The sequence below is a fragment of the Gemmata obscuriglobus genome (genome assembly GCF_008065095.1).
Taxonomy (GTDB): Bacteria; Planctomycetota; Planctomycetia; order Gemmatales; family Gemmataceae; genus Gemmata; species Gemmata obscuriglobus.
Map to the genome: position 1 here is coordinate 8,565,947 of NZ_CP042911.1, position 21,353 is coordinate 8,587,299.

Here is a 21,353-nt window from a genome sequence, read left to right on the forward strand (position 1 = left end):
TGGATCAACGGTCATAATCCACCGGGCCAGACGCCGTAGACGCGCGCCCGCCGCGGTTACATTTTCTCGACCGGCGGCGGGACTTCTTCGACCAGCGGGAGCGGTGCGCTTCCCGGGGGGACGGTGGGCGGCGTCGGGGTGCCCTTTGGGGCCTTCTTCTTGCGGTCGATCAGCGGGAGCTTCTCGAACGTGTCGTCCAGCACGCCGCGGCTGTCCACCTCCAGCCAGTCGTCGAGCAGTGTGGCGTACACGCGACGGAAGTCGGTGTGGTACTTGACATCCCCGTCGGTGAGGTCCGAGAGGCTCGGGTGCTTGCCCACCAACCCGCCGACCACCTGCGAGCCGGCGACGAACATGCACGACCCGCTCCCGTGGTCGGTGCCGCGCGAGCCGTTCTCCTTCACCCGCCGGCCGAACTCGGAGTACGTCATCACCGCCACGCGCTCCGAGTGCTCGGGCGTCAGGGCGTTGAAGAAGCTGCCCAGCGCGCTCGACAGTTCGCCGAGCAGTTTGGCGTGCGCCTCGGCCTGCTCGGAGTGCGTGTCGAACCCGCCGAGCTGCACGTAATAGAGCCGCGTGCCGAGCCCCTTCTGGATCATCCGGCCGATGAGCCCGAGCTTGCCGCTCAGGGTGTTGAGGGAGTCCGGGTCGGTGGTCACGAACCGGCCGTCGACGAACTCGCGGGTCTGCCCGCGGCCGCTGCTCCCGGCCTCGCGCAGCGCGTCCTCGATCTTCTGGAGGCTGGTGTACGTTTGGAGCTGGCGCTTCCGCACGAACGCGGCGAGGTCGGCCTTGCCGGCGTCGTTGCCGCTGTTCAGGCTCTCGATGAGCGACTTGCGGCTCGACTGGTTGCCGGTCAGTTGCAGCTTGAAGCTGGCGCGGTCGGCGAGGCTGATGACCCCGCCGTCGGCGCCCTGCATCGCGACCGGGAGCCGGTCGTCGCCGAGGTACATGCCCGGCACGCCCGCGTCCTTCACCCGCATCCCCGGGATCGCCCGGGCGAGCCACCCGCTGGTGCCGGCCCGCTTCGGGTCGGCGAGCTGCCAGATGTCCATCGACTCGAAGTGCGAGCGGTCCGGGTTCGGGTACCCCACCCCCTGAACGACCGCGAGCCGCTTCTCGTCGTACAGCCGTTTCAGTTCGCCCAGCCGCGGGTGCAGCCCGTGGTAGTCGTCGAGCTTGAGCACGTCCTTCTTGGCGAACGCGAGCGTCGGGCGGGCCTTCTGGTACAGGTCGTCGCCGTAGGGCGCGACGGTGTTGAGCCCGTCGTTGCCCCCCGTCAACTCGACCACGACCAGGACCGTGTCCTTCTTCTTATCGTCCTTCTCCGCGGCGAGTGCGGTGGTGGCGAGAAACTCCGGCACCACCCCGCCGACGGCCAACAGGCTCGACGCACCGAGGGTGGTCTTCAGGAAGTCGCGTCTCGTGGGCATCGAAGACTCCGGAAAAGAAGGGAACGTACCGGAGAGGACGCAGAGAAAAGCACACGAGCGAGAACGATTCCGACCTCGCCGTAATTCTCTGTGCGCCCTCTTGTGCTCCCTGCGGTGAAAAATGCTCTAATTCAGTTGGTATTCCGGCAGACACATCATCGCGTGATAAGCCTCGCGGACGCGGGCCTTGAAGTCGGCAGAATCGAGCTTCACGTCCTTCGGATCGAGCGGCTTGTGCGGCTCTTTTTTCGAATCCTTCTTCTCCCCCTTCGGGGCCTCTTTCGGGGCTTCCGGCGGCTGAGATGGTGCGGCGACCTTGGCCCCCTTACCCTTCGCAGCCGGTCCCTTCGGGTTAGCCGGCGCCGGGGCCGCCGGACCGGGCGTCAGCAGGAACGTTTCGATCTTCTTGGCCTGCGCCGGCGTAACGGCCTCACCGTACAGCAGTTCGCCCATCCGTTTCACAACAGCCGTCACGTCCTTCGGCTTGCCGGCGTAGACGGCGGCGCACACGTCGAACTTCGCGTCCGGACCCGGCCCATATTCCTGCACGTTGGGTTCGGTCGCGTAAGTCTTTAGAGCCACGGCCCCGGACTCCGAGCGCCCACTCTGGCTCCACGTTCCGAGTGCGACTTTCTCCGCAAAGTTGTTCCGCGACAGAAGGGTGGCGCTGTTGAGCCAGTCGGTGCCGGTGCGCCAGCCCTTCACGTTCGGCGGTGAGAACAGCGCTTGCCCCATCTTCGCGAGCGGCTCGAGCAGGTCCGCGAGTGGCACGCGGGTGGCAACCGCGGTGCGCACCGCGCCGAGGGCGCACTCGACCGGCCACTTCACCCGCTTGCGGTACGCGTGCGCGCTGAAGAACAGCCGCGACCCGAGGACCGTTCGGACGAGGTCCGCGATGTCGTAGTCGGACTTCCGGAACTGGTCCGCGAGCGGGGCCAGCAGCCCCTTGGGCGGCGCCTCCTCGCTCACGAGGAACGCGTACAGCTTCGACACCAAGAACTTCGGGCACGCGGCGTGGTCGCAGCAGAGCCGGACCACGTCCTCGCCGGTCCACCGGCCCGTTTTCCCGAAAACGGTCTTCGTGCCGTCGTCGTGCAGGTCGCGGTTGAACTCGAACTGTTTCACCTCGGCGTCGTGGTGCCAGCCGGTGAGCGCGCGGGCCGCCTCCTGGATGTCCTTCTCCGTGTAGTTGTTGTTGCCGACGCCGAGCGAGAACAGTTCCATCACCTCGCGGGCGTAGTTCTCGTTGGGCGCCCCCTTCACGTTGCGGTTCGAGTCCAGCCACACCAGCATCGCGGGGTCCTTGCTCATGTCGAGCAGGAACGGCCGGAACTTCCCGAGCGCGTGCTTGCGGATGGTGACGTTCTGCTCGTACATCAGGCTCGTGCTGCGAACCTTGGCGTAGCTGGTGGCGAAGTGGTTGTGCCAGAACAGCGCCAGCTTCTCGCGCAGCGGGTGCCCGCCCTCGGTCATGGCGTACAGCCACCATACGCGCAGGTTCGCCGGCTCGGTGTAGAACTTCCCGCTCTCGGTGAGCAACTCGAGCCGCTCGGCCTGGTCCGGTTCGCCGGTCAGGAACCGGTCGAGCGTCTTGGTCGGACCCTGGGCGAGCGCCTGATCGATCTCGGCGGGCGTGGCCCCGAAGCCGGCGCGCCGGTACAGGTGCGCGACCCACTTGCGGTTCCATTCGCCCGCGGCCGGCTGCCACGGCCGCCAAGCGTCGGCGGGATCAACTTTGCTCAGATCGGCTGGAAGGGACTCGGCCACGGGCGCGTTCCTCGTGAAGCACCGGCGGGATGCCGGGAGGAGGTTCGGACTGGCGACCGCATTATTGCCACGAGCGGCTGGAGTTCCAAGCCTCAAGTTCCGGGTTCCCGGACCGGAGGCAATTAACCCCAAACGCGGTCAGAATTTGCAGCTCTTGAATTACGGCTTCTTCGCTTTCGCTTCGGCTTCTTTGATGTATTTCTCAGGGTTCTCTTTGAACTCGTCACGGCACCCCGAACAGCACACGTAGTAGTCTTTCCCTTTGTACGTAACTTTCATTGTACCGAGGCCGCCGCTGACGATGCACTCCGGCCCCTTGGCGACGCTGGCGAACGGCTCGCCCTCTTTGGTCGCGCCGACTTGGTACTTCTTCGTGAATGCGACCGCCGTCCCCGCGGGCCGGCTCTCGAGCCGGTACAGGTGCCGGTTGCTGTGCAGCAGACTGAACACGAGTCGCTGCTCCTCGGACGCCGGGGCGTTCGTGCGCGTCAGCGTGAGAACTTTTCCCTTGTCGGTCAGCGTGCCGGTGAAGGTGGCGGTCGATTTGTCTGCGGTCGTGAGCGTGAGCGTGAACTTCGGTTCGGAAGCGTCCTTCTCAGGTGTGTAACGCAGTTCCCCTTTTGCAAAGTGTTTACCTTTGTCGAATGTCACCGCCAGCCACGCATCCTGGTCCTTAAATTTCCATTCCCATGTAACCTTTTCTTCCCAGGCGCCGGCGGCGCGCTCCTCTTTCGTTCCCTCGGGTGCCCCGCTACCCTTCCATCCCCCCACGAGCACGTTGAATGGCTGCAATGCTTCCTTCGGGGGCACATTGTGCCCAGGAGCCGTGTGACGCACGAAAGGTGTGTCGCAGTCGCGCGCGGCGTGGTCAGAAATCGCACACGTGACCAAAAGAACAACAGCGGTCATGACCGGTTCCTCGCGAGGTGGCGGAGCCCCGGGTGGTTCTCCGAAAAGACGACGCGACAGACCAGCCCTTTCAACAGGATCTATTAGAAGAGGCGAAACGAAGAAAGCCCGCGCAAACGCGCGGGCATTCGCTTCTCACTGGAGAAGTTGGAGTTGAAGTGCGTGAGCACCGAAGGTATCACACGCGCGGCTTGCGGTACTTGGTGGCCTTCCCGACCGGCGGAACCGATGCAGGTACAGGAACTTCGGGCTTCGGAACGGCGGCCACGTTCGGCGTGTTTTCCGCGGGAGCGCCGCCGGCCACAATCATTGCGGTGTCGCCGCCCGTGTTAACCATCGTGTTGTGGGAACCGCCGTTGACCGCCTGGCCGACCAGAGCAAGAACGTCCGAAGACTGTTCAATTTTGTCGTGAATTTCTTGCCGGTCCACACGCACGTGCTGCGGGGCTTCGATCCCGATCTTGACGCGGCCGGGGCCGACGCTAACTACGGTGAGCTTGATGTCGCCAGCGATGATAATGGATTCGCCGGGGCGCCGGGTGAGAACGAGCATCAGATGTCCCTCCTGGATGGTGCCGGCAGACGGGAGAGGTTGAACTGACCCCGCCGGCGGTCCTCGTACTAATTCTACGACACAATTTGTCGCATCTTGCAGGCCGAACTCATTTTTTTCTCAAGCTCTGGCCCGCCGTTACCGACACGTTACAGTCCGTTCGAGCCTCGCGTCATGTCGGTTGTCGGCCGCGTAAACTTCAGCAATTTAGGCGCCGATATCAAATAAGACGAAAAAACAGGGCAAGCGTTTGCAAACTGGAAAAAGAAAAATTACTACCGGCTCTGTTGCAGCCGGAACGGTTCACTGGAACCTGATTTGAGAGAAAAAGGTAACCGAACGAGATCGGCGCTGTCAAGGCTGCTCTGTGACAAGTTGAGGGCTTCTGGAAACTTGGGAGGCTTGCTGCTCGTTTCGGTGCTGATTGGAAACGCCCGGGGAGTGAGCGGCAGGCGTTTTAACACCCACCGCCCACTCCCCGGACAAGTTACGGTTAAACGAGGGCAGGAACGCGCGGCCGCGGGGCGGTCACCTTCCAGGGCGGCAGCCAGTCGTTCTCGTCGAACAGGTCGGCCAGTTCCGCGAGCGACGGAACCACCGTTTCCGGACTGTAGGCGTACCGGGGAAGGTCTTCGGCTTTCGTGCCGCCGCTCAGTACGAGCACCGTGTGGAACCCGAGCTGTACCCCGCCGAGGATGTCCGTCTCCATCGTGTCGCCGATCATCGTCGTCTGATCGGTGGTGAGCCCGAGTTCCTTGCGGGCCGCGCGCATCATGACCGGGCTCGGCTTGCCGACGCTGAACGCCTTGACGCCGGTCGCGGTTTCGAGCAGCGCGACGAACGCCCCGCACCCGGGCCGGATGCCGTTTTGCGTGGGACAGTTCGGGTCCATGTTGGTGGCGATCAGCTTCGCCCCACCGAGGATCATCCGCACCGCGGACTCGACCAGCTCCAGGTTGAACGTGCGGCCCTCACCAACGACCACATAGTCGGGGTCGTGATCGACGACCGCGTACCCGTGCTGGTGCAGCGCGGTGAGCAACCCACCTTCGCCGATCACGTAAGCGGTGCCGCCCGGCTTCTGTTGTGCGAGGAACCGGGCCGTTGCCATCGCGCTGGTGAAGACGTGTTCCTCTTCGACATCGAGCCCCAGGCGGACGAGCCGGGCGACGACATCGCGCCGGGTGCGCTGGCTGTTGTTGGTCAAGAACCGAAAGGGGATGTCCCGTTCACGCAGCTCGCGCACGAAGCGGTCTGCGCCGGGGATGAGATCCGTTCCGCGGTAGAGAACGCCGTCCATATCGATCAGAAAGCCGAACTTCGGTGTGCTGTGCTGCACCATTCATTCCTCAGTAGTGAAAATCAGGCCCAACGGGTTTCGTACCCGTGGCGAGGTCCGGAGAACGGGAGGAGGAGAAGCCGTCGAGAGGGGACGGTGCGGAGGAGGATGGTAGTAACCAAAGCATGCCGCGTGCCGCACCGGCCGGATTGGCGCGGTCTCGACAGTAAGGTGATGCGGGGCAACAGCTTGCAAACGAAATGTGGCTGATGTGAAGATACGCCGGATGCGTAAAGAGCAGGCAATTCGACCGAAATCCCTTACAGGCGAAAGGGTAAACGGGGTGTGGCCCACTTCCTCCCGCGTTCGCACTGTGTCCGAACCGGCGGGCGTATCAAGACGTTCGGCGGCCTGAGCGTCCCATCACTCAAATCGTCGGGGATCGTTCGCACTGCCCGCGCTAGCGGGCGGGGCAACTGTTTCTACTGCGAGAAGTTCTTCTTGAAGTCGAGGTACGCGAGGTACATCAGCCCGCCGAGGATGAGGTAGCACACCATCGTCGCGGGTACGGACGGTGAGGCCAACTTCAGCGCGCTGCCGGCCGATGCCTTGAGTTTCGGTTTGATGCCGCGCCAGTCCACCGAATAAATCTCGTCCAGGATCAGGTGCGACAGGAACCCGACCATCACGCCCACGCCGAGGATGAACCGCACCCCGCGGTCGGGGTACGCCAGGTACACGCACAGCCCCGCGATAAGCATGGCCGGGATGCTGTGGTACATCCCGCGGTGAACCGTGAACTGCTTGAACACGTTCGCGACGAAGTACCGGATGAACAGGTACGCGAACAGTAGCGTGGCGCAGATGCTCTCGAGCGGCATTCCCGCGTGCATCATGCGGCGGATGAAGAGCATCGGCACGACCGCGGCCAGCAGCCCGAACATCTCGCGCACGGGCACCCCGGAGTCGCTGTCGAGGTCCGGGAGCATCCCGCCGACCGCGGTCACCCCGGCCGCCAGAATGCCCACTTCCGTGCTGAACCCGAGCGGCTGAACGGCGAACCCGCCGTAAGCGATGCCCAGCCCCCCGGACACCGTGATGTGCGTGCGGAACCCGGCCACGCGTCGCCCTCCTTAACGGAGATACCCCAAACTGCCGAGCATCCTACCGCGCCCCGCCGGCGCCCGAAACTTCAGTTCGCGATACTGTAATTTTGTGCAACGGGCCTTGTGTACAGACGTTCCCTCTGAGTATGGTTTACTGAAAGGAGGACGCGAAATGAACCCCACGAACGAAGTAATCGCCCAACGCCTGCGGAAGCACGCGAACGACCTGGCCCGGTCCGGCAGCAACTTGTACCGCGTCCGCGCGTTCCGGTCGGCGGCCATCGCGGTCATGGGCCTTCACGGCGACGTGACAGAAATCGTCGCCAGCGGCGGCGTGCCGGCCCTCGAGCGCGTTCCGGGCATCGGCAAGAGCCTCGCGCTGACCATCGCCGAGTACGTTGTGGCGAACGGCCTGGCCGCGTAACGCGCTAGCTGACGCCGTCCACGCGCACGCCGATCTCTTTGAGCGCCTCGCGGAACGCGGCGAGTTGGTCTTCGGCCACGCTCACCGCCAGCGGGCCGAGGCGCTCGGCCACCAGCGCGCGGGTTCCGGGCCACTGCACCAACCCGTCTGCGATTTCGACCGTCGGCAACTTCACCACCAACAGGCGCTCCGCCCGGGGTTGTGAGAGTTGCGACCCGAGCAGCAGCAACCGGCCCGCGGCGGAGAGCGGAGAGCCGCTCCGCTCCAAGAACCACGCATCAAGCTCCGCCAACGTGCGCCCGCCCTCAACAGCCTTTCGCAGCGAGGTTGGTGTGAGCCGGAACCGCTGTACCCCGTTCTGCTCGATCGGCAGCGGCTCTGCGAACTGTTTGAGTTCCGCTTCGAGCAGCAGGTCTGCTTGCGGGCCGTCAACCGTGAGCGTGACGCCGTCGTCCGCCGGTGCGAGGCACCGCTGTGGCTTGGATTCGTAGTCGCGGTTGCCGATCAGGCGCAGGTTCGAGAGCGACGGCTCGCGCCCGTCGGCGGTCATTCCGATGCGATCGGTGAGCCGCAGCACCACCACCCCGCGCGCCACCGCGATGTCCAGTTCCGCGGGCGTCTGAAACTCGACCAACACCGCAGAAGCGAACGCGGTGATCCGCTCGCGCTTGCTGGCCCACCGCTGGAGCAGGTCCGCAACGCCCGCGGGCACGGGGCGCGTGCCGTGGCGGTTGAGCGTCTGCACGATCATCGGCAGCGTCAGCCCCGATTCCAGACCGCGGTAGGTCTGCTCTGGAGTGAGCTCGAGCGTGCAGGCGGGGCCGATCCCCTTCCACGCCGCGAACCGCGTGAGCGACGCGACCAGCGCCGGCGTCAGCCCCTGCCGGTACGCGAGGATCTCCGCGTTCGGCTGGACCATCAGCGTTTGCGGGAACGCCGGCGGAACCGGCGGCTCCGGGTCGCCGAAGAGCAGGTGCCGGCCGAGGCCAGAGAGTCGAACGAGTTCGCCCGACACCTCCACAATTCCTAGCGAATACGCGACGCCGAGCAGGTAACCGCGGACCCAACCGGCGCCTTTATCACTCGCGGCGTCGGGCGGGATCACACCGGCCCACGACGGGTGGTGCGACCACAGCCACTCCGCGACCGCATCCGGGTGAACGAAGTCGCGCGCCAGGAGCAGACTGAGGAGGCCGGCGGTCGGGGTCGGCGAGAGCCCGTTCTCGGTTGGCGCGTAGCCGGTCAGCGGGTCCCACGGCTCCACGAGCGGGAGCGCCCGCATCAGTTGCCCGAGCAGAGGGAGCAGCGGCCCCTCCCAGGTTGCCGGGAACGGGTCGGCCTCGAGCGCCCCGCCGCGCTCGGCGAGCAGCTCGACGGCTCGCGCCCACAGCAGGGCAAGCACCCCGGCGTCGGCGACGAGCGCGATCTGATCGACCGGTGGCGCGGCCAGCACCGCGTCTCCCTGGAGCCGCAGCAGGTCGCGCTTGAAGAGGGTGTGGCCCTGCGTGAGCCGCACCGGCTCGTTCTGAACCTGTTGCCAGGCCGCCGCGAGGCGTAGCGGCCATTCGAGGCCGTCGGCCTGGCGCGGGCTACCGACTTCGTCGTCCGGGTTCGTGAGGTCCGGGAGTTCCAGGTTTTCGCCCCGCGCGCGGAGCGCGACGCCCGGGTGCGCGAACACGACCGCGTTGTGCGTGCCTGCCAGCCCGAACCACGCCGCGAAGTCCTCGACGGGCGGCTCGTCCGTGCCGCGGTCGGGGAAGAGCAGGGCGGTCTCGAGCAGAGCCTGAACCGGTGTGAACCCGTCGTTGTGGTCGAGGGCCGCAAGGAGCGTGAGAAGGTGGCCGACCTTCCACCGCGGCTGGCGGCTCAGCCCCATGAACGCGAGCACCTTGCGCGCGGCCGGGGGCTGCTCCTTGATGCGCCGGTCGATGACCGGCGCGTTGGTGACCATCGCGACGGATTTCTCGATCAGCTCTTCGACGGGCAGCTTGGACCGCGGGCGGACGAGCTTGTCGCCCACCGCGCGCAAAAGGGTCTCGCTGTACCCCAGAAGGGCATCGCGGCAGCGTTCGGACCAGTCGGTGTCGGAGGTCTGGGGCATCGAAATGTTGTATGGCGAAGGCGGCTTATTTCCCGACCACTTGCGGGGTGTGTCCCATCTTGCGAAGCTCTTCGAGCACCGAATCGAGCCGCCCGGGGCGGATGAGCAGCACCTTTTCCGAGAGCCGCCCGGCGACCTCGGCGGAGAGCTTCTTCCGCGCGAGCAACTCCTCGGCCAGCACCGCGTCTTCGGTGAGAACGAGGCACACGCGGCGGTGCAACTTGGCGGGCAGGCGAGCGGTCGGGTTGGTCATTGGAAAACTAAACCGTGAAACGTGGTCGGTTGTCTTGGACAAGTTAAGTCACTATGCAGTGGCCCAGACGCATCATCAGAACAAGCCAGAGCATCGTTGCGCTGTCACCACCGGTAGCAGACACCGTAAGTTCGATTACACCCGCGGCCCCCTGACGGGCCTTGAGCTTTGCCTCCGGCATCGTCCATTCGGCTTTAGTGGCTTTGAGCGCACCTTCGGCACTCGACAGGTAGCGGATGTGCGCGGTGCTTCCGGAATCGGCGTCGAGCCAGAAGGTGAAGCCAACGGCTTTCGCGTCGCTCCCGCCGGGGGCAATCGGCGAGGTCGGGTCCTCTTTGGCAAAGTCCGCCTGATAGTGCCGAATCGCCCAGACACGCGCCTTGGAGTTAACATGCTTCCATTCGGGAAGGTGATTCGGAAGGGCGCGTGTAGCGGGCTTCTTGTCGATGCGCCTTAATGTCTCTTCGAGATATTTTTGGTTCGTCGCGCAGATCAAAACGTTTGGCAGTGGCCGGCAGACGAAATAGGACCACGTTGCGTCTTCGGTAAATACGGCTACCTTGAACCCGGCCAACTCGATCGTCTTATTTGCCTTGTTTTGGCACTCCTGGACGCTTTTCTTGAGAGTCGCGTCCGCTTCGCTGTCGAACTGGAAAATGTGACAGCCTTCGTAAGGCATCAGCCCGAACTCTTCCGGCTTTGTGAAGCGGCGGCTGCCCTCGACAACACACAGTACCGTTTGCTCGGCTAACAACTCTCCGAGCAGGCCATCTTTTAAGGTAAAGAGCGGCAGGGATGGCATGTGTTGGACTAAATCTGCAAAGCTTACTTGTTTGTCGCTTTCCACTTTTTGGCTTGGGATTTTAAAGCCAGTCGGCGCGACAATAAGGGTTTCTGTGTCTTCGGGTAGCCACTCCAAGAAAACTTCCCATCGGGCCGGCGCAGGTGCGCGCGGGACCGGCGCCGCAGACGTTTCTTTCGGTGTCACGCAGGCGGTGAGACCGAAAAGAGCGAAAGCAAGGCCGAGATGCCGACAGAACATCCGCACGCTCCCATGCGCCCCGTTCGTCATTCCTTGACGCCCTAACACGTAGCCGATTTCGGCGGGATCACGTCGCGCTCGTCGAGGATCTCGTAGCTGTAGCCTTGCTCCGTCAGGAACATTTGGCGGTGGTGGGCGAAGTCGAGTTCGCGGGTGTCGCGCGTCACCAGCGTGAAGAAGTGCGCCTCGCCGTCGCCGCTGCTCTTGGGGCGCAGGATGCGCCCGAGGCGCTGCGCCTCCTCCTGGCGCGAGCCGAACGTGCCGCTCACCTGGATCAGCACGTTCGCGTCAGGCAGGTCGATCGCGAAGTTCCCCACCTTGCTCAGCACCAGGTGCCGGACATCGCCGCGGCGGAACTTGCCGTACAGGTCTTCGCGCTCGGCGTTGCCGGTGCTGCCCGTAATCATCGGGATCTCGAACCGCTCGCTCAGCCGCTTCAGTTGCGAGAGGTACTGCCCGATCACGATCACCCGCTGGTCGTGGTACCGCTTCAGCAGCTCGGCCACGACCTCGTCCTTGGCGACGTTCTCGCTGGCGATGCGGTACTTGGCCCGGTGGTCGGCGACCGCGTACTCCATGCGGGTGGAGTCGGTCGGCAGTGCGACGCGGATCTCGCTGCAACTGGCGGACGCGATCCAACCCTTCGTTTCCAGCTCGCGCCAGGGCACGTCGTATTTCTTCGGGCCGATGAGCGAGAACACGTCGCCCTCGCGGCCGTCCTCGCGGATGAGCGTGGCCGTGAGCCCGAGCCGGCGCCGGGCCTGGATCTGCGCCGTGACGCGGAACACCGGGGCCGGGAGCAGGTGGACCTCGTCGTACACGATGAGGCCCCAGTCCCGCTGCTCAAACAGCCCGAAGTGCGGGAACGCCTCGGTCTTGTCCGGGCGGTAGGTGATGATCTGGTACGTCGCCACCGTCACCGGCCCGATGTCCTTCGTTTCGCCGGTGTACTCCTTCACCTCGTCTTCGGTCAGCGTGGTCTTGTCGATGATCTCGCGGCGCCACTGCTTCACCGCGGTGATGCTGGTGGTGAGTACGAGCGTGTTCTTCTGGAGCAGGCACATGGAGGCGATGCCGACAACGGTTTTCCCGGCGCCGCACGGGAGCACGATCACCCCGCTGCCGCCGCGCACGTCGCCGCCCGCGTGGAACACGTCGGCGGCCTCGCGCTGGTAGTCTCGCACCCGGAACGGGACGCCGCTCGCCGCGGTCTCGCGCAGCTCCATCGGCAGCATCGCGCCTTCGGTGTACCCTGCGATATCTTCCGCCGGGTAGCCCACCGTGATGAGCGCCTGTTTCAGCACGCCGCGGAACGCCGGGGAGACCCCATACGTCGTGTCGTCGATCTTGTCGCCGAGGAACTCTTTAACCTTCTTGTTGCGGGCCAGTTCCGCCAAGAGCGGCTTGTCGGGGCACACGAGCTTGAGGTGCTCGGCGTCGATGCGTTCGAGCTTGACGCGGCCGTACCGCGACACCGTTTCCGCGATGTCGGTGGGGATGTTCTGCGGGATCGGGAACTTGGTGTACTTCTGGAGTACGCCGACCACCTCGTCCGCGCTGAACCCCGCGGCGGCGGCGTTCCAGAGGGACAGGTTCGAGATCCGGTACGTGTGGATGTGCTCGGGACTCTTCTCGAGTTCCGCGAACGGCGCGATGGCGTCGCGCGCCTCCGTGTACTTGGGGTTGTCTACCTCCACCAGCACGGACCGGTCCGATTGCACGATGAACGGGTTCGTCGGATCGAACGTCATTGGGGCCGCCGGCGCGGGCGCAGCTTTCGTGATCTTCGGCGGCATTGTCACCGTCGGGGTGGGGTCCGCCGGCACTCCGCCCGGCGCGAACATCCCATAGTAACGGCGCGCGCCGCGCAGCGACAAGTCTAAGTCGCGCGGCGCGCGGACGGGGCCGGTCAGCGGGTCACTTGTCCGTTCGCCCCGGGAGGGCCGGGACCGGCATCAGCCCCGGCGCGAGCCCCGGCGGGAACGTCGTCGGCTGGTCGTTGATGAAGACCAAACCCGGTCCGCGCCGCTGGTAGGTCAGGTCGGTTCCGTACCGGCCCAGCAGGCTCTCGCCGGGGCCGATGCACGGCGGGGTCGAGCGCCACGCCTCTTTCGCAGCGGCGAGGCGGTACCCCTCGTTAAACATCTCGGTCATCGGCCCGCGCTCGAACGCGGTGCTCGACGTCGGCGCCGGGAAGTCGCCGGGGATGGCCGCGAGGTGGTAGTTCATGCCCGTGACGAGCGCCATCAGGTACATGCGCTGGAGGTCGCCCCGGGTCTGGGCGTAGATCACCGACGAGACGCTGCTGGCCGCGATCGTGAGCGACCGCTGCTTCAGCGGGGTCGCGTCCGCAAACAGCTTGCCCGCGACGATCATGTACAGGTCCACGCCGACGAGGTCGGGGCCTTGTTTCGTGCGCTGTTCGGGCGGGACGAACGGCGGGCGGAAGAAGATCGACACCGTGGTGCCGCCGTCCCCGTGCTCCTCGACGTAGGTCTTGCCGTCCACGGTCACGGGGATCTTCGACGGGGGGAAGAACCCCGGGATCGCGGACGACCCGAGCAGCACCTTCTTGATCAGCAGGCGGTCGCCGGCGGTCCCGCGGTTGGCGATTTCGCCGATGTCCCAGAACACGAACCGCTTGCTCTCGAGTTCCGTGGTGCCGATGTACAGGCGGCGGCCCTTGCGGTGCTCCGCGGCGATCCGGCACACGACGTCCGGTGTGAGCACCTGTTCAACCAACTCCGCGAGCGGCCCGTTGTCGGCCAGCGCGAGGCTGAACAGCCCGCGCACCGGGCGGAGCGTGTAAACGTCCTTCTTTTCGATAGTGGTGTAGAACCGCTGGATCTGCGGGTCGTATTCGGGGCCGAGGAAGGCGAGCGGGGCGATCAGCGCGCCTGTGCTGATGCCGGTGACGACATCGAAGTTGGGGCGGCCGTTGGTACCGGGGCGGTCGCCGCTCGCGGTCCAGCCGACGAGCACGCCGGCGGAGTACGCGCCGTAGGAGCCGCCCCCGGAGAGGCACAGCACCGACCGCCGCCGGGCGGCCTGTTCGGGTGTCGGCTTCTGTTTCAGCGATTCGGCCCGCGCGTACGCGGCCTCGTTCCCTCCGAGTTCGTCGGCGTCCATCTGGCCGCGAACGTCAACGAGGTCGTTAGTGCCTAACCCGGACCGAACCGGCGATCGGGCCTTCCGGAGCGAGCCGGTTTCGGTTTGGCACCCGATCAGCGCCCCGGCGAGGAGTGCGAGTGCGGCCGCGGAACCGGGCCGGAACGCGCGACGAGACATGTGCAACAAACCTCCCTGGCCGGCGGGACGGAAGTCCCGCGAGCCGGAGGTTTAGCACAGTGACAGAGAATTACCAGACGAGAGCGACGAAACGGCGCGGCGTGCTGGGAACGGCGCACATGAAGGAAAGTCCTGTGCGCGAGTCGAGATGCGCTTACTTGCGGTGCCGGATCCGGGAACGCATCCGACGCTTCTTCCGCCCAACCTTACGCCGTCCGGTTCCGCGTCGCCGCCCCATAGCTCGCTCCTGAAGTCTGAATTGGTAACGTGAGGTTCGTGTTTCGTTTAAGAAAGAGAGGTTCTACGCCGCCGCCCGGCGCGCGACAAGCCCTGTCGCGTGTTCCTGGCGCCGCACCCGTCAGGGCCTTTCCTTATTTCACCTTGCTTACACGAGGGAACGTGGCTATGTGGGGCGCCTTCTCGCAGCCAGGAAGGTACCCATGTCTCCTTGCACCCTGGTCGATGCCCTGGCGGCGGTTCCCGATCCCCGCAGCAAGCACGGCCTTATCCACCCACTCGCCCCCTTCCTCGGACTCGTCGCCCTCGCCATGCTCATGGGGCGCACCAGCCTCAATGGCATCGCTCGCTTCGGGCGACAGCACGGACCCGCCCTCGCCCATGCCCTCGGCTTCCGACGCGGCAAGACCCCGGCCGTTTCCACGCTCTCCCGCACCCTGCGACGCTTCGACGCCGACCAACTGGAGCACGTCCTCTCGTACTGGATCGCCAGCCGCGTCGACCCGGCCGCCTTCACACACATCTCCATCGACGGCAAGACCCTTCGAGGCTCTCGCAACGGCGCGATCCCCGGTCAGCACCTGCTGGCCGCATACGCCCCCACCGTCGGTGCCGTACTCGCCCAGGTCAAGGTCGATGCGAGCACCAACGAGCACAAGGCCGCCTTGACGCTCCTCGGCATTCTGCCGCTGCGAGGGAAGGTCGTGGTCGGCGACGCCATGTTCTGCCAGCGAGACCTGGCCGAGGAGGTGGTCGGGGCCGGCGGCGACTACGTGCTCACGGTGAAGGACAACCAACCCGGATTGGGGATCGACATCCGAGCCGGGTTCGCCTTCGAGACCGCCGCCCGATCGATCGCGGCGGCCACTTCCCCCTGGGGATCGGCCTCCGCCCGCCCCGAGCCGCATCGCCACGACCGTCGATAAGGGTCACGGCCGCATCGAGAAGCGGACGCTGCAAACGACCTCGATTCTGACGTGCTCGCCGACGTGGGCGGGGGTGAAGCAGGGCTTCCAGTTGACGCGTGAGCGGACGGTCCGAGGCCAAACGACGGTCGAAGTGCATTTCGGCATCACGAGCCTGTCGGCCGAGAAGGCGGATGCGGCCACACTCCTGAACCATGTGCGGACGCACTGGCGCATCGAGAACGAACTGCATTACGTGCGTGACGTGACACTGGGCGAGGACGCGTGTCGTGTGCGCATGGGGCACGCACCACAGGTGCTGGCGGCGCTGCGGAACGCCGTGGTGCACCTGTGGCGTGAGGTCAAGGCGGTGAGTTGCCCGGAGGCGATCGAGCGGCTCCAGATGGACCCGGCAATGGCCAAGGGACTTATCGGAGTTACGTAGAGTGAATCAAGGAAAGGCCCTGGGGTACCCGTTAGAACCCGTTCGACCGGCGCAAGCGGCGCCGCTCGCGAGCCCTCGGGGCGGTGGGACGATTCTCCGCCGGATGCGGGGGCACGCCGTAGCCGATAGCAGTATCGGCAGGGTTTGATGAGGTGCCGCGTGCCGGTGGTCCGGGTTGTCCGTATTTGGCACCGTCGATATACTTTCTACTTGTTTACAATGCGCGGGACGGAGAGCGCCGCGGATGCGGTTCCACCTGATCGACCGAATCGACCGCTGCGAGCCGGGCAAGTCCCTCGCCGCCGCGAAGTTCCTGGCGCTGGGCGAGGAGTACCTCAAGGACCACTTCCCGCAGTTCCCGGTCATGCCCGGCGTGCTGATGCTCCAATCGTGTGTCGAGGCGGCCGCATGGCTGTGGCGCGCCACCACGGATTACGAGCACCCGGTGATCGTGCTGCGCGATCTGAAACTTGTAAAGTACGGGACGTTCATGCTGCCCGGGCACCGCATGGACGTCACCGTCGAGTTGACCAAAACGGACGCCGCCGCCGGCACCGCGACGTTTAAGGCCGAGGGCGCGAACGAATCGCGTGAATCGACGGTGAAGGCGAACTTCGTGCTCCACGGTTACTCGCTCGCGGGTCGCGGCCCGACCGGGGACGCGACCGACGCGAAGTTGATCGAACACTGGAAGGCGCGGTGGGCGCTGCTTACCGGCGGGTTGCGCGGCTAACAGTTTGGAGTGAGACGGTTTAGTTCCGTCTCTCCTCTCAAAGAAACAGGCGGACCGGGAACGATAGACAGGACGCACGAATGCTGCTGAAGGACCAAATCGCGCTGGTAACGGGCGGGAGCCGCGGGATCGGCCGCGGGATCGTGCTGGCGCTCGCACGCGAAGGCGCGAAGGTGACCTTCGTTTACCACAGCAACGCCGACGCCGCCAACGCACTGGCGCAAGAGGTGGCCGCTGCAGGTGGCACCGCGAAGGGTGTTCAGGCCGACGTGGCCGATCCGGCCGCCGCACAGACCGTTGTGGACGGCGTTCTGGCGGAACACGGGCGGCTCGATATTCTGGTGAACAACGCCGGCGTTATCCGGGACAAGCTGTTCCTGAAAATGGAAGCGGACGACTGGAACGCGGTCATCAACACGAACCTGACCGGGACGTTCGCGTTCTGCAAGGCCGTCGCCCAGCAGATGGCCTTCAAGCAGCGGTCCGGGCGGATCGTGAACGTGTCCAGCATCGCCGCCGAACACGTGAACAAGGGCCAGGCGAACTACGCGGCGAGCAAGGGCGCGGTCAACAGCTTCACCCGCGTGCTGGCCGCGGAACTGGCCGCCCGCAACGTGCTGGTGAACGCGGTGGCCCCCGGGTTCATCGCGACCGACATGAGCCAGGCTGTGCGCAACCTGGCGGGCGAAGACAACCTCAAAAAGATCATTCCGGTGCGGCGGCTCGGGACACCGGACGACATCGCCAACGTGGTCCTCTTCCTTTGCGGCCCGGCCGCGGCGTACGTCACCGGGCAGGTGATTACCGTGGACGGCGGCCTCAGCCTCGGGGCGGTGTCCGGCTGAGCCCCAAGCCGGTTGGAGAACACTCAGATGACACGCGAAGATATTTTCGACAAGGTCCGCAAGACCCTGATTGAGGCCCTGAGCGTCGACGACGATCAGGTCACCCCGACCGCCCGGCTCAAGGGCGACCTGGGGGCCGAGTCCATCGACTTCCTGGACATCGTGTTCAGGCTCGAGAAGCAGTTCGACGTGAAGATCCCGCGCGAAGAGCTCTTCCCCGAGTCGATCTTCCAGGGCGACGCGGCGTTCGTCTCCGGCGGGAAGGTCACCGCGGTGGGGCTGGCCGAGCTCGAAAAGCAGATGCCCTACGCGGACCTCGCCGAGTTCAAAAAGGACCCGCGTCTGGACAAGGTCGAGGACCTGTTCACCGTGGAACTGATCGTTCGTTACCTGGAATCCAAAGTCGGGAAGAAGTGAGCCGCGGGCGGCGCGGAGGCGGGTGCCCGGGCGCCGCGTTGCCCGCTCCCCGGCTCGAACGGCATGCCCCGCACTGAGAACTGTTTATGCGCTGGACGTGGATCGACCGGTTCGTGGCGTTCGAGTCCGGCAAATCGGCGACCGCGGTGAAGAACCTCAGTCTCGCCGAAGACCACTTCGCGGACCACTTCCCGGGCTTCCCGGTGATGCCGGCGCCCCTCATCCTCGAAGGGCTCGCCCAGACCGGCGGCATTCTCGTCGGCGAGGCTCGGCAGTACCGCGAGAACGTTGTGCTCGCGAAAATGTCCAACATGAAGTTCCACCGCGACGCCCTCGCGGGCGAACAATTGACCTACACGACCACGCTGATCGACCTCAACGACACCGGGGCTCGGGTCGCCGCGACCGCGCGCAGTGGTGCCGATCTGGTTGTGGAAGGTGAGATTCTGTTCGCGCATGCGAACCCGAGCCAGCTCCCGCCGGGGTTGCCCGACACCAAATTCGTGTTCAACGGTGAGCTGACACACCTGTTGCGGATGGCCGCAGCGGTAAGTAAACCTGCGGCCGCCGGCGGGTAGCGGTACTACGGAGCGCGAAACGATCTGAAGCCCCGTTCGGGGCTTCTCTTATTTCGCTCGGGCCTAATAACCCAAATTACCCGTTTTACCGCTCTTTCCGGAACGCAAAACCTGAGAGTGTAAGCGAATCGGACGCAAGTCCGGCGGCGGAATACACTACCACTTGAAATAACCGGTACCCGCGCGGAGCGGACCGGACCCGCGGAGTTCAGCGCGAGTGGCCGACATGGCAAGTACCCCCCGCCGCACCGTGCTGACCGGGTTCGGCGTGCTCAGTCCGATCGGTTCGACGCCCGAAGCGTTCTGGGACGCCCTGGTCGCGGGGGTGTGCGGCGTTCGCACGATCTCGCTCCTGGACGCGTCCGAACTGCCGTGCCACATCGCGGGCGAGGTGCCGAACTTCTCCGCGAAGGCGATGATCGACAAGAGCTACCGCCGCTCGCTCAACGCGATGGCACGCACCGTCGAGTTGGGGGTGATCGGGTCGCAGCTCGGGCTGGCCAACGCCGGGATCGCGAAGGGGACCGTTCCGGCGCACCGGATCGGGATCGAGTTCGCGTCGCTCATGGGTGCTACCGAACTGAACGACATGGCCGCGGCCAGCCGGATCGCGTCGCCCGACGGAAAAACGCTGGACTACGGGGTCTGGGGCTCGGCCGGGCTGAACGAGATCGCGCCGCTCTGGATGCTCAAGTACCTGCCGAACATGCCGGCGTGTCACACGACCATCCTCTACGACATCCAGGGGCCGAGCAACACCCAGATCCCCGGCGACACCTCCGGCCTCGTCGCCCTCGCCGAAGCGGCCCGCATCATCCGCCGCGACGCGGCCGACGTGATGGTCGTGGGCAGCAGCGAGGGGCGCATCAACCCGATCACGCTGAGCCGCTACAACCTGTTCCTGCAACTGTCGAAACGCAACGACGACCCGGCGCACGCGGTCCGGCCGTTCGACCTCACCCGCGACGGCACCGTGTACGGCGAAGGGGCGGCGGTGTTCGCCCTGGAAGAGCTTGAACACGCCAGGGGCCGGAAGGCGAACATCGTCGGCGAACTGGTCGGGTGGGCGGCGGGGGTGGACCGCGGGAAGAAGGGGCCGGGGCTGGCCCGCGTCATCCGGAACGCGCTGGCGGCGGCCGGCATTGAGCCGAAGGACGTGGACCACGTCAACGCGCACGGCACCGGCACCACGGTGGGCGATGCGTTCGAGGCCCGCGGCATTGCCGACGTGTTCGGGCGGGATGTGCCGGTTTTCGCGCCGCTGAGCCGGTTCGGCAACCTCGGGGCCGCGTCCGGGCTCATGGAACTGGCGTGCAGCGTGCAGGCGTTCAAGAACGGCCTGCTGCCCGGAACGCTGAACCACGAGAGCCCCGATCCGGCGTGTCCTATTAGCGTCCACGTTGGCGCGCCCCGGCCCGTCACGAAGCCGTACGTCGTGAAGGTCACTTACACCGACCTGGGCCAGTGTGCGGCGGCGGTGGTGAAGCGGTGGGATTCGTAGACCGCGGAGCAGTTTTGACCGGGGGCGAGCGGGATCGAGAGGCGGGAGCCAGTTCTTCGCCTTTCCTGTCCCCGTCGAACGCTCTTCTTTGGTGAGAGGCGGAGAGATGCGTAAACGGGTCGTCATCACCGGGATGGGCGTCATCACCCCGCTGGGGCACAGCGTGGCCGAGCTGTTCGCCAACTCCGCCGCGGGGCGCACCGCGGTCGGCCCGATCCGGCACTTCGACGCGCGCACGTTCCCGACCACCTTCGCCTCCGAGGTAAAGGGGTTCGATCTCGCGAAGTACCTTCCGGACGCGAACCGTTTCGACAACTGCGGCGTGAACACGAAGTTCGCGCTGGCCGCGGGCAAGCAGGCCCTCGCCGACGCCGGGCTGCTCGACGTGAAGGGCGACCGGTCGCGGATGGGCGTGTACCTCGGCTCCGGCGAGGGCAAAGAGGACTTCGAGGCCCTCACGACCAGCACCGCGCAGGCCACCGCCCCGGGCGAGCGGGTGTGCAACATCCGCGAGGCCGTCGGGCTGCTGTACCGGCGCCTCAGCGGCCCGCAAGAGGCCGAGCAAGAGATGTACGGCCCGTCCGGCTACCTCGCCGACACGTTCGTGCTGGAGGGGCCGTTCGCGTCGTGCCAAACGGCGTGCGCGGCCAGCTCGCAGGCCATCGGCGAGGCGGCCGAGATGATCCGCACCGGCGAGGCGGACGTGATGCTCGCCGGCGGGTCGCACAGCATGATCATGCCGCTGGGCATCACCGGGTTCAACCGGCTGACGGCCCTCTCGCAGCGCAACGACAGCCCCCAGACCGCCAGCCGCCCGTTCGACCTGACCCGCGACGGGTTCGTCATCGGCGAGGGGGCGGGGCTGGTCGTGCTGGAGGACCTGGAGCACGCGAAGAAGCGCGGCGCGAACATCCTCGCCGAGCTGACCGGGTACGGCTCGACGGCCGACGCGTTCCGGATGACGGACCCGCACCCGGAAGGGCGCGGGGCGATCCGCTGCATGCGGGACGCGCTCGCGGACGCCGGGCTGAACCCCACCGACATCGGGTACATCAACGCGCACGGCACCAGCACCCAGGCGAACGACTCCGCGGAGACGGCGGCCATCAAGGCGGTGTTCGGCGATTACGCCTACAAGCTGCCGGTGTCGAGCAGCAAAAGCATGCTGGGCCATTTAATCGCTGCGGCCGGCGTGGCCGAACTGGTGATTTCGGTAATGGCGCTTCAGAAAGGTGTGATCCCCCCGACGATCAATTTGGAGACGCCGGACCCGGTGTGCGACCTCGATTACGTCCCCAGGACCGCGCGCGAGGTGCGGTTCGACCACGTGCTGTCGAACAGCTTCGGCTTCGGCGGGCAGAACATCGCACTGGTCGCGAGCGCGTTCCGGGGGTGAGTCGCTCCGCGGCCCCCGTGAATGGCCGGGGCGGTGCTCCGATGATAAGAAGTTGGTGATTCTAACCAGGAGCCGGTGACAGGAGGTTGCCCCGTCGGTCAAGCGGCGGGCGGCGCTGGTCGCGTTGGATTCATTCCGACC

20 protein-coding genes are annotated in these 21,353 nt (G+C 65.8%); 9 read left to right on the forward strand and 11 right to left on the reverse strand.

The annotated features are described in order from the left end of the window. Positions 1-56: 56 nt before the first annotated feature. The 6 genes from GobsT_RS35570 to GobsT_RS35595 all read right to left on the reverse strand — a co-directional run bounded on the left by GobsT_RS35570 (position 57) and on the right by GobsT_RS35595 (position 7,062). Entirely contained in the window at positions 57-1,433 is a 1,377-nt protein-coding gene (locus GobsT_RS35570; RefSeq protein ID WP_010041575.1) for a DUF1501 domain-containing protein, read from the reverse strand. 126 nt (positions 1,434-1,559) lie between these two features. Further along, positions 1,560-3,200 (reverse strand): DUF1800 domain-containing protein, encoded by a 1,641-nt coding sequence (locus tag GobsT_RS35575; protein WP_010041573.1) that lies wholly within the window; start codon positions 3,198-3,200, stop codon positions 1,560-1,562. Between the two features lie 159 nt (positions 3,201-3,359). Next, the gene (locus GobsT_RS39175; RefSeq protein ID WP_197905167.1) at positions 3,360-3,992 is read right to left on the reverse strand and encodes a YHS domain-containing protein; all 633 of its coding nucleotides are present in this window, start codon (positions 3,990-3,992) and stop codon (positions 3,360-3,362) included. A 295-nt stretch (positions 3,993-4,287) separates the two neighbouring features. Next, complete coding sequence (locus tag GobsT_RS35585; protein WP_010041561.1) at positions 4,288-4,662, reverse strand: carbon storage regulator; 375 nt, start codon at positions 4,660-4,662, stop codon at positions 4,288-4,290. A 493-nt stretch (positions 4,663-5,155) separates the two neighbouring features. Beyond that, positions 5,156-6,004 (reverse strand): TIGR01457 family HAD-type hydrolase, encoded by an 849-nt coding sequence (locus tag GobsT_RS35590; protein WP_010041559.1) that lies wholly within the window; start codon positions 6,002-6,004, stop codon positions 5,156-5,158. 419 nt (positions 6,005-6,423) lie between these two features. Next, a complete protein-coding gene (locus GobsT_RS35595; protein ID WP_010041557.1) occupies positions 6,424-7,062 on the reverse strand; it encodes a metal-dependent hydrolase in 639 nt (212 codons plus the stop codon). Between the two features lie 157 nt (positions 7,063-7,219). Here GobsT_RS35595 and GobsT_RS35600 point away from each other — a divergent pair, with 157 nt between their 5' ends. Then, complete coding sequence (locus tag GobsT_RS35600; RefSeq protein WP_010041556.1) at positions 7,220-7,471, forward strand: helix-hairpin-helix domain-containing protein; 252 nt, start codon at positions 7,220-7,222, stop codon at positions 7,469-7,471. A gap of 4 nt (positions 7,472-7,475) precedes the next feature. Here the strand turns inward: GobsT_RS35600 and GobsT_RS35605 are convergent, their stop codons facing one another. From GobsT_RS35605 to GobsT_RS35625, 5 genes are all read right to left on the reverse strand, one after another. Next, positions 7,476-9,572: a hypothetical protein gene (locus GobsT_RS35605; protein WP_010041555.1), complete on the reverse strand. Its 2,097-nt coding sequence runs from the start codon at positions 9,570-9,572 to the stop codon at positions 7,476-7,478. 25 nt (positions 9,573-9,597) lie between these two features. Then, positions 9,598-9,825 carry a hypothetical protein gene (locus tag GobsT_RS35610; RefSeq protein WP_010041553.1) on the reverse strand — a complete coding sequence of 76 codons (228 nt, stop codon included), beginning with the start codon at positions 9,823-9,825 and terminating at the stop codon, positions 9,598-9,600. Between the two features lie 43 nt (positions 9,826-9,868). Continuing rightward, the gene (locus GobsT_RS35615; RefSeq protein WP_148087993.1) at positions 9,869-10,867 is read right to left on the reverse strand and encodes a hypothetical protein; all 999 of its coding nucleotides are present in this window, start codon (positions 10,865-10,867) and stop codon (positions 9,869-9,871) included. 41 nt (positions 10,868-10,908) lie between these two features. Continuing rightward, the gene (locus tag GobsT_RS35620) at positions 10,909-12,618 is read right to left on the reverse strand and encodes a DNA repair helicase XPB (RefSeq protein ID WP_033198504.1); all 1,710 of its coding nucleotides are present in this window, start codon (positions 12,616-12,618) and stop codon (positions 10,909-10,911) included. Between the two features lie 166 nt (positions 12,619-12,784). After that, a complete protein-coding gene (locus GobsT_RS35625; protein ID WP_010041547.1) occupies positions 12,785-14,155 on the reverse strand; it encodes a patatin-like phospholipase family protein in 1,371 nt (456 codons plus the stop codon). A gap of 440 nt (positions 14,156-14,595) precedes the next feature. Between GobsT_RS35625 and GobsT_RS40745 the strand changes: the two genes are divergently transcribed. The 8 genes from GobsT_RS40745 (at position 14,596) to GobsT_RS35665 (ending at position 21,212) form a co-directional block, all read left to right on the forward strand. Next, positions 14,596-15,318, forward strand: a complete 723-nt coding sequence (locus GobsT_RS40745) for an ISAs1 family transposase (protein WP_010035860.1) — start codon at positions 14,596-14,598, stop codon at positions 15,316-15,318. 28 nt (positions 15,319-15,346) lie between these two features. Next, positions 15,347-15,742, forward strand: coding sequence for an ISAs1 family transposase (locus tag GobsT_RS40750; protein ID WP_232068475.1), 396 nt, complete (start codon positions 15,347-15,349; stop codon positions 15,740-15,742). Between the two features lie 244 nt (positions 15,743-15,986). Continuing rightward, positions 15,987-16,475 carry a 3-hydroxyacyl-ACP dehydratase FabZ family protein gene (locus GobsT_RS35640; RefSeq protein ID WP_010041543.1) on the forward strand — a complete coding sequence of 163 codons (489 nt, stop codon included), beginning with the start codon at positions 15,987-15,989 and terminating at the stop codon, positions 16,473-16,475. Positions 16,476-16,555: 80 nt separating this feature from the next. Continuing rightward, on the forward strand, positions 16,556-17,320 hold the full coding sequence (locus GobsT_RS35645; RefSeq protein ID WP_010041542.1) for a 3-oxoacyl-ACP reductase family protein: 765 nt from the start codon (positions 16,556-16,558) through the stop codon (positions 17,318-17,320). Positions 17,321-17,347: 27 nt separating this feature from the next. Next, positions 17,348-17,737 carry an acyl carrier protein gene (locus GobsT_RS35650; RefSeq protein WP_010041541.1) on the forward strand — a complete coding sequence of 130 codons (390 nt, stop codon included), beginning with the start codon at positions 17,348-17,350 and terminating at the stop codon, positions 17,735-17,737. Between the two features lie 86 nt (positions 17,738-17,823). Then, on the forward strand, positions 17,824-18,315 hold the full coding sequence (locus tag GobsT_RS35655; protein ID WP_010041540.1) for a 3-hydroxyacyl-ACP dehydratase FabZ family protein: 492 nt from the start codon (positions 17,824-17,826) through the stop codon (positions 18,313-18,315). 226 nt (positions 18,316-18,541) lie between these two features. Then, positions 18,542-19,816 carry a beta-ketoacyl-[acyl-carrier-protein] synthase family protein gene (locus GobsT_RS35660; RefSeq protein ID WP_033198501.1) on the forward strand — a complete coding sequence of 425 codons (1,275 nt, stop codon included), beginning with the start codon at positions 18,542-18,544 and terminating at the stop codon, positions 19,814-19,816. A gap of 106 nt (positions 19,817-19,922) precedes the next feature. Beyond that, a complete protein-coding gene (locus tag GobsT_RS35665) occupies positions 19,923-21,212 on the forward strand; it encodes a beta-ketoacyl-[acyl-carrier-protein] synthase family protein (protein WP_010041533.1) in 1,290 nt (429 codons plus the stop codon). The last annotated feature ends 141 nt before the right edge of the window (positions 21,213-21,353 follow it).